We start from the raw sequence: 15,261 nt of genomic DNA, 5'->3' as shown, positions 1-15,261 counted from the left end.
GCTCACACCAGCCCGGCCTTGGCGCCCTTGGCCGCGGCCGCGGCGCGGGTGCTGACATCCAGCGTGCGCAGCAGCGACGACACATGGATGCGTACGGTAAAGGGCGAGATCGCCAGCTCGCGGGCGATTTCCTTGTTCGACAGGCCGCGCACCACCAGCAGCAGGACCTCCTGCTGACGTGGCGTCAGTTGTTCCAGCAGATGACGGTCCTCGGCGAAGGCGGGTACTCCAGCGGGGCCCCGGGTCAGGACGAACTCCCCGGCGCGCACGGCCAGCAAGGCATCGGCAATTTCATCCGGCGGCGTCGCCTTGCCGATAAAACCGTCTGCACCTGCCGCCATCACTTCATCGATCAACTCGCGGTTGTCGACCATCGACACGATCACGATCGAGCTGCGCGCAAAGCCTTGGCGCAATGCGCTGATGGCCTGCGGCGATTGACCGGGGAACAGCAGGTCGAGCATGAACAGGCTCGGCGCCGGGCCAGCGTGCGCCAGGCTCAGCACTTCATCCATGTCACCCGCTTCGACAATGCACGACTGGGGGAAGACGCGCTGGGCGATACGACACAAACCATCGCGGAAAACCGGATGATCGTCGGCGACGATGATGCGTTCTTGGAATGATTGTTCAGGCATGCTGGGCGCTTCCATCTTGACGCCAGACTAAAGTCATATCCCTGGCGGCGCCAGTGGTTGGTTCTCAGTATTACCGCTGTCTTCGTCGCCCCGAATGAACTGCCAGGCGCTGCTCAGAGTCTATTCAGGTACCCCCTTATGGAATGTAAAGGAGTACCGCATGGACCTTATTCGTATCCTCATCGCCATCCTGCTGCCGCCGCTGGGCGTGTTTCTTCAGGTCGGTTTCGGCGGCGCGTTCTGGCTGAACATCCTGCTCACCCTATGCGGTTATATCCCCGGCATCGTCCACGCGGTGTACATCATCGCCAAACGCTGAGGACTAAGCCGAGCGCATTCGCCTGCCTGTGTCGAACGCGCTTTTCTCCCCTCTCCCATTCATGGGGCTACAGCGGAAACAGCGAAGCACCGCTTCGCCCGCTGTTGCGACCTGAGCTCTGCGAAGGGCTGGGGCACAGGGTGGGGGCCGGGGGAGAGGGCAGAAGATCGCACAGCAATTTGCTTATCCCTCCCCTGGCTACGGCTCGCCATTTCTCCCTGACGAAGCCCCCTCACTCCCGCCGCAAAAAATGCACGCTGAACAGCTGCGCGGGGTCGCGCCACATGGCCACCGAGGCGAAGCCGCATTCACCCACCAACTCCCGAAAACCGCTGGGCGTGTATTTGTAGGAATTCTCCGTGTGCAGGGTTTCGCCTGCGGCGAAGTCGAACACGCGATCCTCGATGCGCACTCGCTGCGCCTGCCGGCTGACCAGGTGCATCTCGATGCGCGACTCGGCTTCGTTGTAGAACGCCCGATGCTGGAAGCGGCGTGGGTCGATATCGCTGTGCAGCTCGTTGCGAATACGCTCGAGTAAGTTGAGGTTGAACAGCGCAGTCACCCCGGCCGCATCGTTGTAGGCGCGCTCCAGCACTTGGCGGTCTTTCACCAGATCCACGCCGATCAGCAAGCCACTGCCAGCCGGCAATGCCTGATGCAGGTTGCGCAAAAAGGCGCGGGCTTCAGCCGGGTCGAAATTGCCGATGCTGGAGCCGGGGAAGAACGCCAGCGGGCGCTGCCCCAGCGCCTCGGCGGGTAGCTTCAACGATTGGCTGAAGTCGGCGCACAGGGCGTGCACGTCCAGCCAGCGATAGTCCGCCGCCAGACGCCGTGTGCAGATATCGAGAAAATCACGGGAGATATCGATACCCAGGTAACGCGCCGGGCGCAGGGCTTCGAGCAACAGGCGAATCTTGCGACTAGCGCCGCTGCCCAGCTCCACCAGGCTGGCGTTGCGCCCGGCCAGCTCAGCGATATCGCTCGCCGCCAGGCGCAGAATGGTTTCCTCGGTACGCGTCGGGTAGTACTCCGGTTGCAGGCAGATCAGCTCGAACAGCTGCGAGCCGCGATGATCGTAAAAGAACTTCGGTGACATCGCCTTCGGGCTGGCTGCGAAGCCGCGCAGCGCTTCCTCGCGCAGCGACTCCAGTTCCGGGCTGATCGACTGTTCGTGGGTACGGATTGCCAATGCCATGCTCAGAGCTCCTTGGCCAGGCGCAGGCCGGAGAACTGCCAGCGCATGGTGGGGTAGAAGAAGTTGCGATAGGTGGGGCGCACGTGGTCTTCAGGCGTGGCGCAGCTGCCGCCACGCAGCACCATCTGCCCGGACATGAACTTGCCGTTGTACTCACCCAGGCTGCCGCCCAGCGGCCGAAAGCCCGGATAGGGCCGGTAGGCGCTGGCTGTCCATTCCCAGACATCGCCGTAGAGCTGCTGCAGGCCATCGCCGGCACCTGCAGCCACTGGCTGCAGGTGATCGTTCTCGACGAAATTGCCCCATAGCGGTTCGTCCTGCGCGGCCACTTCCCATTCTTCTTCGCGCGGCAAACGCGCCTGCGCCCAGGTGGCGAAGGCCTCGGCCTCGAAGTAGCTCAGGTGGCACACCGGCGCATCCAGATCCAGCTCGCGCGGGCCGCCCAGGGTCAGTTCCAGCCAGTCATCGCCCTCGCGCAGCCAGTACAGCGGCGCCTGCCAGCCAGCGCGCTGGATATGGTCCCAACCGTCTGCCAGCCACAACGCCGTGCTGCGATAACCGCCATCGCGGATGAACTGCAGGTACTCACCATTGCTCACCGGTCGGCTGGCGAGCTGAAAGGCCTCGACGAGCACCCGGTGTTGCGGCCGCTCGCAGTCGAAGGCAAAGCCATCGCCGGTATGGCCGACATGCCGCAGCCCGGCGGGAAAATCGACCCAGCGCAGCTCGCTTGCGGCTGCGCCGCCCGGCTTGAGGTCGTGACGATAGACCGGGCGCAACGGGTTCTGCGCCAGGATGTGCTTGATATCCATCAGCAGCAGCTCCTGATGCTGCTGCTCGTGCTCCAACCCTAGCTCGACCCGCTGCAGCACCTCGTCGGCAAGTTCACTGCCTGACTGGAGCAACTGCGCCATGGCCAGATCGACATGGCTGCGATAGGCGTACACCTCGCTTACCGTCGGCCGCGACAACAACCCGCGCCGCGCCCGCTCGAAGGGTGTGCCGTGGGTCTTGTAGTAGGAATTGAACAGATGGTCGTAGCGCTCATCCAGCGGGCGATAACCCGGCAGAAAGGGCTGCAGCACGAAAGCCTCGAAGAACCAGGTGACATGCGCAAGATGCCATTTCGGTGGGCTGACGTCCGCCATGCTCTGGATCACATAGTCTTCAGCCTCCAGCGGTTCACTGAGCCGCTCACTGGCGGCGCGTACGCGCTGGTAACGCTGCCATAGCTGTTCGAGGTGCGGCGGTGAAACGGCGATCCTGCTGGTGCGGTCTCGCATAACACGCATCCTTTGCTGGCGCCGCGGAGCGCGACGGTACTTAAAGCCGACCGGGCAATAAGGGCAAAGGTTCAGGGAAAAATGTGGTGTTTAAGTGGCAGGGGGCAGCAACGGGTTATTTCATACATCCCATGGTGATAGCGGCAATCAGGTGTGCGCTGAACCGATCATGCACAGTGTTGTGCAAGCGAATCCGTCATCTGGAGTAGCACTTCAGCCTGACGTAATCGTGGTCTGTCCCCGATCTCGCTTCCCGATCTCGCCTTGGAGTTGTATCGCCGCGTATGGGAACTGTGGTCTGTCCCTTTATCGCTCCGTAGTTTCGGGAAAGGTCAGGTATTGCACTCAGTTTTTGCCGCCGTCCGGGCCAAAATTCATTTTATCGATGCATAAAGATTATTTCCATTTAGTCTTATGCAGTAAGCATTAACCATGGGCCTGTCATCAACTATTTTTACTCCAGATGAATAATTTGGATTGTAAACTGTTGGTTGAGTATAAAACACACTGGGGTTGTTCTCTCGCGTGCTGTGTGCGGACGCGAAAAGACACATTGCTAATGACATTGGTTTTGGCCCAAATGGCGCTAGTATAGAATATATCTGACCATGTTCAGAAAGTGAGACAAGCTTATCAAATGTATCTGGCACATTCCGTGCATCTACACGCTCGATATTTGCAGAGGCATTGCCTGGCACTGGCTCTAACAGTCTTGCAAAGTCCCAATTTCTAGCTACTCCAGTCGGGTCTGCAGGAAATGGGAATAGTAGGCGTATTTTGGCACTGCTGAACAAGCCAGAGCTATATAGCTCTGGAAGCCCAAGCGGTTCAAATCCAAGACCAATAAAAAGAACCTTGTTATCCGGCTCCTTTCTTGGCGGCAGAAATCCAGGCAGAGGATTCCATGCCTCAGGGTTCTCTGCAAGCGATTCAAAGCAGTACGATCCAGGCTCGGTGTAAGTGACTATCACATTCTTCAAGCGTTCAGGTTGCTCTAATATTTTTCTTATGATGAAAAAGAAAAACTTCTTCGGCAAGCTCGAAATGTCAACTATTAGATTCTCAAGGCTGGGGTTACTTATGAACTCTATTGCGTCATTCAGCGGGCCGCCATGGCGACCTAATAATTTATGGTTTCGTATTTCAGAACCTAACACGCCAAGGCTAGTGAAATCCTGTTCCTTTAAACCGGTCTTTCGCTCGACCTCTGTATAAAAGCGCGAAGGTGCATCTTCAATACGGAATATTAAAGATTTTTCTTGGGGGCCGTGCTCAGACAAGATCTCCAAAGCTGTAGAGCAACGATCCTCTGTTGAAACCGCCCCAATAAATGACCATCGCTCAACATCTAACTGGTCAAGTAATAGCTCTAGTCGTCCCCAAGGCCGAAATGTTTCACGGATCATGATTTTTTTACGCCATCAAAGGGTAGCGACATCTGTTGTACAGGCGCTTCAATAGACTTCTGTCTCTGGTTAATTTTGTTAATATTTTGCAGGGTGATATTCGCCTTTTCCAACCACTTTCTAATCTGATCTGCATTGCTATACACCGGCTCTTTTGTATGCGCTACCGGTAATTGAAAGTATGGCGACAGGATAGGAAATAAATACCATTTTTTGCTCTGCCCTCGCGAGCTAACTTTTGGCGTATGTCTGGAAACAGTTAATGCGCCGTATGCAGTGCATAAATCGAGAAATAAACTTACCTCTGTATCTTTCTCAGCAACTCGATCAGATAGAGAAAAACCATTGGCGCCAGGATAAGACATTCGCTTGTCATCACGCAGAGAAACTCGTAGCTCCCCTGCTAATACACTAACAAACCTATGCCTGTCATCACCTCCATTGGGATCTGCGCGCAGCTTACGATACCAATACTCGCTTGCCTGCTGAATCCCAAGATCCTGAAGTATTCTAGAATGAATTTCTGGAACTTCAGAAGTCGTAACTGCGCCACTACGCAGATGTTCCGCCCATATAAGCTGACAAATGCTAAGGAAAACTAAAATATTGCCGCCGGACAAAGATAGTATGTCAGCGTCGCCAGCCCATACCATGCGCTGTTTTCTTCCAGCTGCAATCTGTAGCAGTGCTTGTTCGATTCGTTCTTTTTTCCACCACTTACGTTTTGGTGATTCCCATTCACATTTTGAGATATCGAAATCTGTAGTTGGCTTATTTCTTAATTTTTGGCGTAGCCATGCTTCTCCTAACTTCGCTGAAATAGGATTGCTACGCGCCAAATCATTTAGGAATTTAGCTGCATCAACTGGCCAGTTAGGCTCTCTGTCAATTACGCCATCAACCGACTCCTTTGCGTAATTGCGAGCCCTATCTTCAGGGCGAGGCTTCTTTCCAAAGACATAACTAATTAAAGATTTGGCATTCGGCGGTGGCTCATACCCCCCCTCAATTAGTCGCTTGCTAAATACATCCTCAACAAATTTAGGGAAAATACCGCGTGAGTGTTCTTTTCTGCGTAAAATACGGTCAATATCAACTATGGTGTAATTTCTAAGCTCCTCAATAACTGATGACGTCCCAAGCATTCTAAAATCTTGCTGTACTGCATAGGGTCTAGCACCCACTCGGTAAGAAAGACGCGAGTCGCGCGTGCCTAGCATTTTATAAACCACTGCGCGATATTCAACGCGCAGTTTTTGGTCTGTTACCTCTTCAAGTCCCATCAAGTCTTCGAATTGATCAATTCGAATAAGCACAGGTAGATCTTCAGGCAGGATTCCATGTTTTCGAAGAAGTTCAACTGTAACGCTAATAGGCTCCCCGACACTGGTCTTTGTGCTTTTTAGTGAGGCTGGAAGCTGGTCGGTGTTGTAGTTTAGGAAGTTTCGATACTCAAGAATTCTCTTGTCGAGCGCTTCCCTGAGTGCGGAGTAATTTTCAGGCGCCGATAGCGCGCCTAACCAGCATCTATTTTTCGCTAAATCGCTTGCAAAAGAATCTAGAATTTCGCTGGATACTTTAAGTCCTAAAAATTCTGATATTTTTTCTTCGGTAGCACTTGTAAGAGTTTCTATAGACTGCAGTAAGTCGTCGACAATCCAATAGTTTAAGAAATCTGCGAAGTACAGGGCATAGCGCCGATCCTCGCTCGCCATATTTGGTTCAATGGGGCGCTGACCGAAATCCATTGCCCCACTTTTTGAAAGATTAATTCCAGCTGAGATGAAGCGCGCGCAGCGCTCAGGTAAAGGCCAAGCTACATTAGCTCGTTTATATGCAATCAAAACTTCTGGCTTAAGCAAGTTAAGCAGCGCGGTCTTACCTGAGCCCTGCAGGCCGATCAAAATAACGTTGCCTGGCTGGTAAAGTGCAAGGGTATCTGCTTCGTCCAGCAAGGCAGTGCTAAAAACTTTTACAAACGTATCAGCTGAGATGCTTTCTGTTACATACAAATCAACGAAAGGATTTCTTTGTACGCTCATAAAGCCTCTCTCGATACGCGAAAAAATAGAGGATTCCACGGTGTATCTGATTTACGATGAATCAGAGGTAGTGTGTTGTCGGGGCAGTTGTCATATTTAACTATTAACGCGCCTGTTTCCCCATAACCGAATGGGCCATAATTTTGAAGCCAAGACTTATTGCCAGATACATAGGGATGAACATCTGTTACCAGTTTTCGAATTTCATTGAACAATGCAGGCTCGCCTGTTTGAGCTTTTGGTGCAACGAAGTCTTTTCTACTAAGTTCGAGAACAGGGCTGTAAGTAAGGTTTTCGTATTTCAGGCATAAATGTCGTGCCAGGTCAGCCCCCGTGGGGCAAATTATTAAGGGGCACAGTAACACTTGTGGCTTACTAGGAAGTTCACATGCTGCAATTACAGAGTTGTGCATCTGGCTACCGCTGCCAACAAAGTCTTCTAGCAGAACAATTTTATTCTTGCCTGTCATCGCATTGCTTTCAAACTTTCCCGGGTCCCAGTCTATTTTTAAAGCCTGTTCCCAAATAAAGCGAGTGCTAATGCCTTGAATGCTGTTTAATCTTATAAAGTCGCCTATGTTAAAGCTGTCAGTGATCGCAGTGTATAGTGTTTTATTTAATGCTGATCTTGCTTCATCCCAGGCCGAACAAGCAGATAGATTTATTTTTTCCTTAAAAATTATCCATTGCGCTATATGCCGGCTATATGCGGTCATGTACATAGCGTCAAATTCATGCTTGCCAACAAAGAATAAATAATCAAGCAGCATAAACATTAATTTTCTTTGAGCGTCATTGGACGCAGAAGCTACCCACTGTGCAAGGCGAAACTTAAATTCGCCATGAGTCCCTGCAAGAGTAGGCCTGTATTCTCCATATAAAATTTCTGTCAAGAAGTCAATTTTCGATTTTAGGCCTCTAAGCCCCAAAAGATTGTCAGGGTCTGCGTTAATCCAGCTAGAAACTTGTTCAATAAATTCGCTTTGCATTTCCCACCTAAAATCTTGATTTTTTTATCAGCAGCGCTATAGCTTTAGCCATGGGAGGGGGGACGGCGTTACCAACTAATCGGTACGCTACAGAATCAGACACATCAAAGTGGAAAGAATCGGGAAACCCTTGAATCCGTGCTGCTTCGCGAACACTAAAGCCCCTGTGTTCGGTAGGATGTAGAAAATAACGGGGCTGGCCAAAACGCGTGTCTACTGTTGGGGCAAGTCCATCCCATTTCAAACGACGAAATTTGCCATTAAATGTGTTGGTCAGATCATAGCAATCATCTACTTTTCGGACATAACCGTTAGTAATCAAATTTTCTAAGACTCTGTCTGCTGGAAAGCCAACCGCTTGGCTTATATCCTGAGGTAGTACAGGATCGGCATCTCCTGTCGGCCGTCTTCTTTTTTGCCTGCGTACAAGCATTATGCTTTCAAGCACAGCCTTTTCGTGCTCACTGACATACCCGAAGACCTCAGGAATATCCCATGTATGAACAGCAGCCTCTCCCCCTCGCACATTCGATAATTTCTGACCAGGCTGGATATGCTGAGCTATTCTTGCCTCGATACTGTCGACGGCAAGTGGGCGAAATTTATTTGAGCTTGTGCTTTCAAGTCCGCTTAAGATTTCTTTTAAAGTTTTAAGTCGATATTTTGGAAAATTCAAATCGATTGGCTGTGCATTGCGCGCAGCTAAGATTATCACTCTGCTTCTGTTTTGCGGTATTCCAAACTCTGTAGCTTTGACGACCCTAAACGTAACGCTATAACCGTTGTCGGAGAGCTGCTTGATTAAAGTATTAAGGTACCCTCTGAATTGAGGGCTGAGTAGACCCTTGACATTTTCTATCAAGACAACCCTTGGTTGAGACTTAATTGCTATTTCTGCAGTTTTAAGTAATAGCGAGTTTCGTAAGTCTTTAGGGTCATTCTTTCCTGCGGTGGAAAAACCTTGGCAAGGCGGCCCTGCCACTAGAACGTCAGCTCCTTTGACCTTGCTAACGACTTCGTCAATGTCCTTTCCAATGTCAAGTTGATGCACATGATTTGCAATATTTTTTTTGTAAGTTTCCACTGCATTTTTGTCAATGTCGAATGCAGCTATGCATTTAAATCCAGCCTGAATGAATCCTAGATCTAACCCACCACACCCTGAAAATAAGCTGGCGAACTTCGTCGTCATTAATAAATCCAAATTATATTTATGGTTGCTTCAGAGGCTTTAACCTTTCAGCTCAATTTGGACGCTCAGGTCCAATGCTAGAGCCGTTTTACTGATAGTAGCCAAAGTTACAGAAATATCCTCGTCATCTAGAAGTCGGCGAACTACTGCCCGACTAGTCCCCATTCTGCGGGCTAGTTCAGCTTGGGAAATATTATCGCGATTCATGATTGCTTTAATTTGTCCCGAAATAGCACGCTTGATCTCGCCAGCTATTGACGTTCTTATAAGAAAGGGTTGTTGCTCGGCAATCTCAGCCATTTGTTGATTCATTTACAAGAGCCAAAAGAAAGACAATAATGAGTCGAACTGTACCAAAATAAATACACTCTCGCAATTTTCGGTTTGTCATGCAGCTCAGTGGATGCTCTCAAGAAAGGTATACAGGAATCTAGGCCCCAGAATCGGCGAGTTCTTCAGACGGCTATGACCGCTTCTGGCCTATTCTTGGAAAAGAGGACTGGAAAAGGGGGACGGATTTATTTTCCATCCGAGCAATGTATTGGATTACGCGTCTAGTGATGAGATTACCTGCCCGACGATTTGGTAGCGCGTGCTGCGCCCACCGCCCGGTAGCCGGGCAAGGCAGCCTTTTTCCAGCAGGTCGCTCAGATGGCGGGTCGCGGTTGCTTTGGAAACCTTGGCCACTGCTTGGTACTGGGCTGCGCTTATACCGTCTTCGAAACCGCGCTCGCCGCCATCGAGCAGGCGGTTAAGCACTTTGATCTGCTCCGCAGATAGCGTTTGGCTGCGGTGTGCCTGCCAGAAGCGAGCCTTCACCAGCACGCGGTCGATACGAGCAAGGGCCTGCTCCAGGCTCTTGAGCAATGTTTCGAGAAACCACTGCAGCCAGTTGGTGATATCCAGCCCACCTTTCTGACTGGCTTCGAGAATGCGGTAGTAACCGGCGCGGTCGTCGAGAATGCTAGCGGACATGGCGTAAAAGCGGATGGCCTGCTGTTCGCCCTGGGCCAATGCCAGGTCGGTGATGGCACGAGTGAGGCGGCCGTTGCCGTCATCGAATGGGTGCAGGGTGACGAACCAGAAATGGGCGATGCCGGCACGCAGAAAGGGGTCGAGGCTGGCATCGCCGCGGCTGCTCTCGAACCAGGTGAGAAAGTCCGCCAGTTGCGCTTCCAACCCCGCGCGGGGAGGGGCTTCGAAATGTACAGTCGGGCGGTCGATGCGACCTGAAACCACCTGCATGGGTTCTTCGCCGCGCAGCGCGCCGATGTGTAATGGTCGAGCCAGCAGTTGGTCGTCACTAGGGAATAGCCAGCGGTGCCAGGTGAACAATCGTTGTTCGTCTAGCGGCTCTTGATGTGCGTGAGTGGCATCGAGCAGCAGCTCTGCCAGGCCTTCGGAGCGCGAGGTGGTACGGCCTTCTTCGTTCAGCCCCAAGCGCCGCGCCAGTGATGAGCGCACCGAACCGACGTTCAGCTGCTCGCCCTCGATGGCTGAAGAGGCGACGATGTTCTGCAGCATGGCATCCAGGCTGCTCTGCACTTCGGTGTCACTGCCCACCGCACCGAGCATTCCCAACAAACGTCCCTGAGCCTGGCCGCAAGCGCGCAGCAGCGGTGCCAGCGCTTCGGCTTGCCAGCTGAAGTGCGGCCAGTTGGTTTGCTGCCAGATCCAGAGCGGGTCGTTCATAAGGGCGGTTATCTGTGAGCCGATTAGTGAGCCTATTCGGCTCATTCAGTGAGCCGATAATGCCGGCTATTCGGCTCACTGTCTAATCGTCCGTGTAGCCCGTGGGCTACAGGTTTTGCATTTCCTTGGACTTTTGTAGCCCTTGGGCCACATTTCACGGTGAAGTGCGCTGGATATCTCGTTGGCGAGAATTGTAGTCTGTCCCCGGTTCCCCCAGCGCGTCCTCGGCCACGCCACCCTGGCCATGACGCAGAAGTACGCCCACTTCAGCCCTGGTGGCTGATGTGGTGAACCTGAATCCGCTGGCGACACAGCCACTAAGAGGGAGCTAAGCCCATGGATGATCAGCAGTGGCAGTGTGAGTATGAGGAGGTGGATGTTTCCTTGGGCAATGACATCACAGGAGAACTTTCAGTAATCCAGATCGGATCTATGGACTTCTTCAACACCCCAGGAGTCCCCAGTATTTTTAATGGTGTTATGGCGTTATCGGTTTCATCTCGTTTGCATTACATGCAAAAGCGTGTAACAGAAGCCGAGGCCATGTTCTCTAGGAGGTTCGAAGCAATATCAGCGCATGACGTGACATGCCTGATTTTCGTTTTAGAGGACGTGGTGATACACATGAAAAGGGCGGTTGACGAATTTTTTGCCTACGAGTGGTTACGGCTTGAGGGCCGCTCTGCGGCTTATCTTGAGACAGGGGTGATTCGTGTCTCGGAGGTGAACGCAATTGATAGTTGTTCGGCTGGCCCTACTAAGGATGCCCTGGTTGCATTAAGGGATAATCACGGTCAGTTCATTCAGCACTTGATCAACATGAGGAATTCATTCGCTCATCACCCCCTGGTAGCTCTGTCATACGACTTGGTCGGCTTAGATCACCTCACAGTAAACACCGTCTACACGAAGCGTGGCGATATGAAAAAGCTGACTCAGTATTCGATTTTTCTTGAGGATCTTCTGAAGTCCTTCAATAGGTTTATGCGGGCGGTATACCTGGAGCCGCGAGATTGATGTGGACGACTTGTGGACGTTGGCGTTTTGTGAAATATCCTTGACCAGTCATCCAGAAAGGCGAAAGCCGCGCAATGCGCGGCTTTGAAGGTGGTGGGCCCACACGGACTCGAACCGTGGACCAAAGGATTATGAGTCGGTGTTTAACTCACCGAGTCCAGTAAAGTCTAGGCTAGGATGGGCTAGGATGGGCTAGGGTACAATAGTCTTAACTAGCTGATTACATGGAGTTTTGACTAGTTTTGCCTAGGTGCCCGCAGCTAGGTACTGTACCTGTGTTGTACCTGTAGGCAAAGTAATAGGGGCGGCAACCAAGGGAATGAGCATGGACAATGGCTCACTATCCTCGCTGTATCCGTACTCTCACGAAGTGGAAGGAGCTCGAAGCTATGGCGGTTTACAAGGTTGAGAAAGACGAACTGGTAAAGGTTGGCGAGAACCTCGAGGACATGGTTCGATCTGATTGGGCTGACTGGGAAAATTTCGAAGATATTTTTCTGGGTGAGCAGCTGAAATTCCGCCTGTACGATGATGCCACTGGCGTGTACCGGCTCTATCGCCGCGAAGAGGCAAAACGACCGGATGGCGAGTTGCCAGACGTGAAATACATCTTTGATGTGAATGTAGATGGATCTAATTTTGACTATATTCTGGTCGAGGATTCGCTACCACAATTTTTGGCAGTTATGCGCATGCTTGAACCGCTGGCTGCTCGGCAGGTGCGTTTGGAGGCTGAGTTTGAAAAAGAACAGAACCGACGCTCTTGAGGGTTTAATATCCACACGCAACGCTGTGCAATGACATCAAAGGATGTCCTAATTAATACAGGGGCATCCTTTCGACTAACTTCCTAGCGTAAGATCGCAAAGATTACGGTTTAAGGTAGATCAGTGTCCCTTATAGGCTCGGCGCCATGTTTCACCATTCTCTCCCCATGGTCCCTCTGCTCCTTCATTCGTTCTAAAGCAAGGTTCGCCGCTGCATGTACCCCACTTGAGATTTGCGCCACGACTCTCTAAGTCAAGGGCAGTAGCTTCCATGGCTGCCAGCTCTTGTCGGCGGAGATTGATCTCATCAAGAGAAGGAATGTAATTGATTATTACAATCCAGGCGATTCCAAGTATTGCGATTATTACGCTGGTTAGAATGATGAAGATCTTGAGCCCCAGCCACTTGGCTGCGCGCTCATAACGCGTCGCTGCTAACAATGCTTGCTTATCAGCTTCGATGAAGTTCTTCTGGATAAGCTCGGCTGCCCTAATAGCAGTAGTGTCGGCTGAAGAGTTGATTTTAATTGTTACGGAGTCACGGAGCGCTCCTAAGCTAGTCTCTACTTGGATTCGCATTTTATCTAGCGCAGCTATTGAAGTCTTCGCTGCCTCTTGACTTTGACCGCTTGCGGTCAAAATTTTAGTTACTACGTCTAGCTGGGTTTGAATTTGATCGTCAAATTCTTTTGGTGTCATATTAGTTTCCTAAGGTGTGGCCTTTTCGCTCGAGCTTACGTTGGCGTTCTTCCTCTCGCTGCCTAACAAAGTCTAGATCCTTCTCAAGTCTCACCTGTCTTTCTTTGATCCACAGGGAATGCTCAAGATTTAATTCTAGTAAGTCCGTGATCGGCGCAAATCGAAGAAGGCCTCCCGGTTCAGCCAAGAGTAATAGACCGCCAGTACCCACCTCACCCGTTCCTTGAGTGCGCCTTACCCAAGACAAATACTCATTAATCTGGGCGCCCGTATAGGTGGTATTTTGAGTGACTATGTCTGATGCCAGAGCGCTAATGAAATTTTCTAAAAGCTTGACCTTAGGCTCTCTTGGCCGAGGAAACGCATCCAGGTAGGGGACAGTTCTCAATCCGAGGGTTCTCTCGGTGGCTTTCGTCTCAATTGACCAGTGTACTTCTCTTGAAATAGCCTCAAGCTGCCGTTCTTGCGTTGCGATAGATAAGGCTTTATGCCGTGCCTTCTCTTTGGAAAGGTTGGCCCCTTCGGCCTTGAACTCTATAAGCCGAACGACGCCTTTGAACTTAAGGAGTACATCTCCAAGCAATTGATCCGCGGGGGTCTGCTGTAGAAGATTTATTGAGCCGGCAAGTAGATTCTTGTCCTGTTTGTCGCGAAGTGAATAGCCCAGTGCAAACAGGAAGTTTCCAATTGTGATGTTTTCATATAGTTTCATTCGATTCACCTGTTCCAGATTACTAGCTCGGACTGGTCTTAACTTTAGGTGATATACTTGAGTATGTATTCATCTTCTGGATTCTTGTGGGTTTCCAGCTAGATTTCGGGTGTACGCTAGATCATTTACCTTGATTGGATCGGCTTTTAGCCAATAATTTTCCGCGCTGCAATTGGTGCAGCTCAGTTTTTGGCCGTCTTTGCTAAGTGAATATCTCATTTCGGAGTCGTTGGAGGGGAATACGAGCTCGTTGTTATCAACTTCGAATTTACGGTCGATTTCGATTTGTTTGGCCGCGCTGCTGTAGTTGAATGCCCAGTGTCTAACACCTTTCTGAGGCGAGATAGTCATAATCAGTAGCGAGTCATCCTTAAAGTGACGTTTTGCCACCCAGTCGCCATCGAACTTAGCTAACTTTGCTGCCTCAGCCCGGCGCTGTTCTTCTTCCTTGATGGCTGCCTGGCGCTTTTCTTCCTGCTCTTCCAGCATTGAGTTCACATCATAGGGCTCAGGCTGGAGAAGAGCCCATTTAGCCGGTAGCCGCAGCTTCCCCTCATTGCAGTTCAAACACTCTAGTCCGCGCTCATCTGCGCCACGCTTGAACGTTAAATGTACATTCTCTTTGATAGCGTCCAGCAGCAACTTCCCATTCTTGTAATCAACCTCAAACTCGATGAGGCCGCTAATCTCTGCGGAAGATCTGCTCACAAGAAAAATTTTGGCGTCATCACCTGCGATATTGAGAACAATTTGTTTGCCGTAAGCCCCGTCAGTTCTGTAGGCGCCACTGAAGTCTTCACCACCGCATCCTGCTAAGGTTCCTGCAGCGAGGATGGCAGCACCAAAATTGAGCATTTTATTCACAGACTAAGTCCTTTCAGTAAGAGATCGAGTTGATTGAGTGACGCCTGGTGAGGCTTCGGTTGGGTGCTTGGTTATATTGGATAGACTTTGTGTGTGGCAGAAGCTGCCATAGCGCCCTTGGATGAGGACGCTCATGGCGGACTGGATGGCATTTTGACACCAAAAAACTGGCGCAGGCCAGCATCTACTCAAGGAGAGGCTGCTCTCGGGTTTAAAGTCGTACTTCGAAGCCGCTCAACCCTAGCTCTCCGACAAGGATGGCGAGCTTGTCGAGGCTTCTGAACACGCGGTTTCCTCCGCGTTGTCTTTGGAGGGTATGCAACTCGTTTTTGAGCTGGACTTGAAGCGTCCAGCCATCAGCAACCTTCTGGATCAAGGTACGCTGGACAATGCCAGCAGACACATATAGGCGCAGGTCGGCCTCTTTGACTGGCATAGGCCACCTT

General features: G+C 51.3%; 15 protein-coding genes. 3 read left to right on the top strand and 12 right to left on the bottom strand.

The features are described from left to right. Positions 1-2: 2 nt before the first annotated feature. Positions 3-638: a LuxR C-terminal-related transcriptional regulator gene (locus BM059_RS15770; RefSeq protein ID WP_074940055.1), complete on the bottom strand. Its 636-nt coding sequence runs from the start codon at positions 636-638 to the stop codon at positions 3-5. 160 nt (positions 639-798) lie between these two features. On the opposite strand from BM059_RS15770, the gene BM059_RS15765 reads away from it, so the two are divergent. Next, positions 799-957: a YqaE/Pmp3 family membrane protein gene (locus BM059_RS15765; protein WP_074939855.1), complete on the top strand. Its 159-nt coding sequence runs from the start codon at positions 799-801 to the stop codon at positions 955-957. A 232-nt stretch (positions 958-1,189) separates the two neighbouring features. Here the strand turns inward: BM059_RS15765 and egtD are convergent, their stop codons facing one another. The 8 genes from egtD to BM059_RS15740 form a co-directional block, all read right to left on the bottom strand. Then, positions 1,190-2,152: an L-histidine N(alpha)-methyltransferase gene (gene egtD, locus BM059_RS15760; protein WP_074939852.1), complete on the bottom strand. Its 963-nt coding sequence runs from the start codon at positions 2,150-2,152 to the stop codon at positions 1,190-1,192. 2 nt (positions 2,153-2,154) lie between these two features. After that, a complete protein-coding gene (egtB, locus tag BM059_RS15755) occupies positions 2,155-3,435 on the bottom strand; it encodes an ergothioneine biosynthesis protein EgtB (protein ID WP_074939850.1) in 1,281 nt (426 codons plus the stop codon). 374 nt (positions 3,436-3,809) lie between these two features. Next, positions 3,810-4,841: a hypothetical protein gene (locus tag BM059_RS25240; protein WP_139220746.1), complete on the bottom strand. Its 1,032-nt coding sequence runs from the start codon at positions 4,839-4,841 to the stop codon at positions 3,810-3,812. Beyond that, complete coding sequence (locus BM059_RS25235; RefSeq protein WP_139220745.1) at positions 4,838-6,883, bottom strand: ORC-CDC6 family AAA ATPase; 2,046 nt, start codon at positions 6,881-6,883, stop codon at positions 4,838-4,840. Before BM059_RS25235 ends, BM059_RS25240 begins: the two co-directional genes overlap by 4 nt. After that, on the bottom strand, positions 6,880-7,872 hold the full coding sequence (locus BM059_RS25230; RefSeq protein WP_139220744.1) for a phosphoribosyltransferase-like protein: 993 nt from the start codon (positions 7,870-7,872) through the stop codon (positions 6,880-6,882). The genes BM059_RS25235 and BM059_RS25230 overlap by 4 nt, the downstream gene beginning before the upstream one ends. Positions 7,873-7,879: 7 nt before the next feature. Then, complete coding sequence (locus BM059_RS15750; protein WP_074939847.1) at positions 7,880-9,064, bottom strand: DNA cytosine methyltransferase; 1,185 nt, start codon at positions 9,062-9,064, stop codon at positions 7,880-7,882. 39 nt (positions 9,065-9,103) lie between these two features. Beyond that, a complete protein-coding gene (locus BM059_RS15745) occupies positions 9,104-9,364 on the bottom strand; it encodes a helix-turn-helix domain-containing protein (protein ID WP_167364577.1) in 261 nt (86 codons plus the stop codon). Positions 9,365-9,610: 246 nt separating this feature from the next. Next, entirely contained in the window at positions 9,611-10,756 is a 1,146-nt protein-coding gene (locus BM059_RS15740) for a Fic family protein (RefSeq protein ID WP_074939844.1), read from the bottom strand. A 336-nt stretch (positions 10,757-11,092) separates the two neighbouring features. On the opposite strand from BM059_RS15740, the gene BM059_RS15735 reads away from it, so the two are divergent. Both BM059_RS15735 and BM059_RS15730 read left to right on the top strand, forming a co-directional pair. Next, complete coding sequence (locus BM059_RS15735) at positions 11,093-11,773, top strand: hypothetical protein (protein WP_074939843.1); 681 nt, start codon at positions 11,093-11,095, stop codon at positions 11,771-11,773. A gap of 389 nt (positions 11,774-12,162) precedes the next feature. Further along, on the top strand, positions 12,163-12,540 hold the full coding sequence (locus BM059_RS15730) for a hypothetical protein (RefSeq protein WP_139220743.1): 378 nt from the start codon (positions 12,163-12,165) through the stop codon (positions 12,538-12,540). A gap of 120 nt (positions 12,541-12,660) precedes the next feature. Here the strand turns inward: BM059_RS15730 and BM059_RS15725 are convergent, their stop codons facing one another. The 3 genes from BM059_RS15725 to BM059_RS15715 form a co-directional block, all read right to left on the bottom strand. Further along, entirely contained in the window at positions 12,661-13,239 is a 579-nt protein-coding gene (locus BM059_RS15725; protein ID WP_074939839.1) for a hypothetical protein, read from the bottom strand. A gap of 1 nt (position 13,240) precedes the next feature. Beyond that, a complete protein-coding gene (locus tag BM059_RS15720; RefSeq protein ID WP_074939838.1) occupies positions 13,241-13,951 on the bottom strand; it encodes a hypothetical protein in 711 nt (236 codons plus the stop codon). 69 nt (positions 13,952-14,020) lie between these two features. Next, a complete protein-coding gene (locus BM059_RS15715) occupies positions 14,021-14,815 on the bottom strand; it encodes a hypothetical protein (RefSeq protein WP_139220742.1) in 795 nt (264 codons plus the stop codon). Positions 14,816-15,261: the final 446 nt, after the last annotated feature.

The sequence above is a fragment of the Ectopseudomonas composti genome, assembly GCF_900115475.1.
Classification (GTDB): domain Bacteria; phylum Pseudomonadota; class Gammaproteobacteria; order Pseudomonadales; family Pseudomonadaceae; genus Aquipseudomonas; species Aquipseudomonas composti.
Note: the sequence above shows the minus strand (reverse complement) of the source record. Positions and strands in the feature narration are given on the sequence as shown.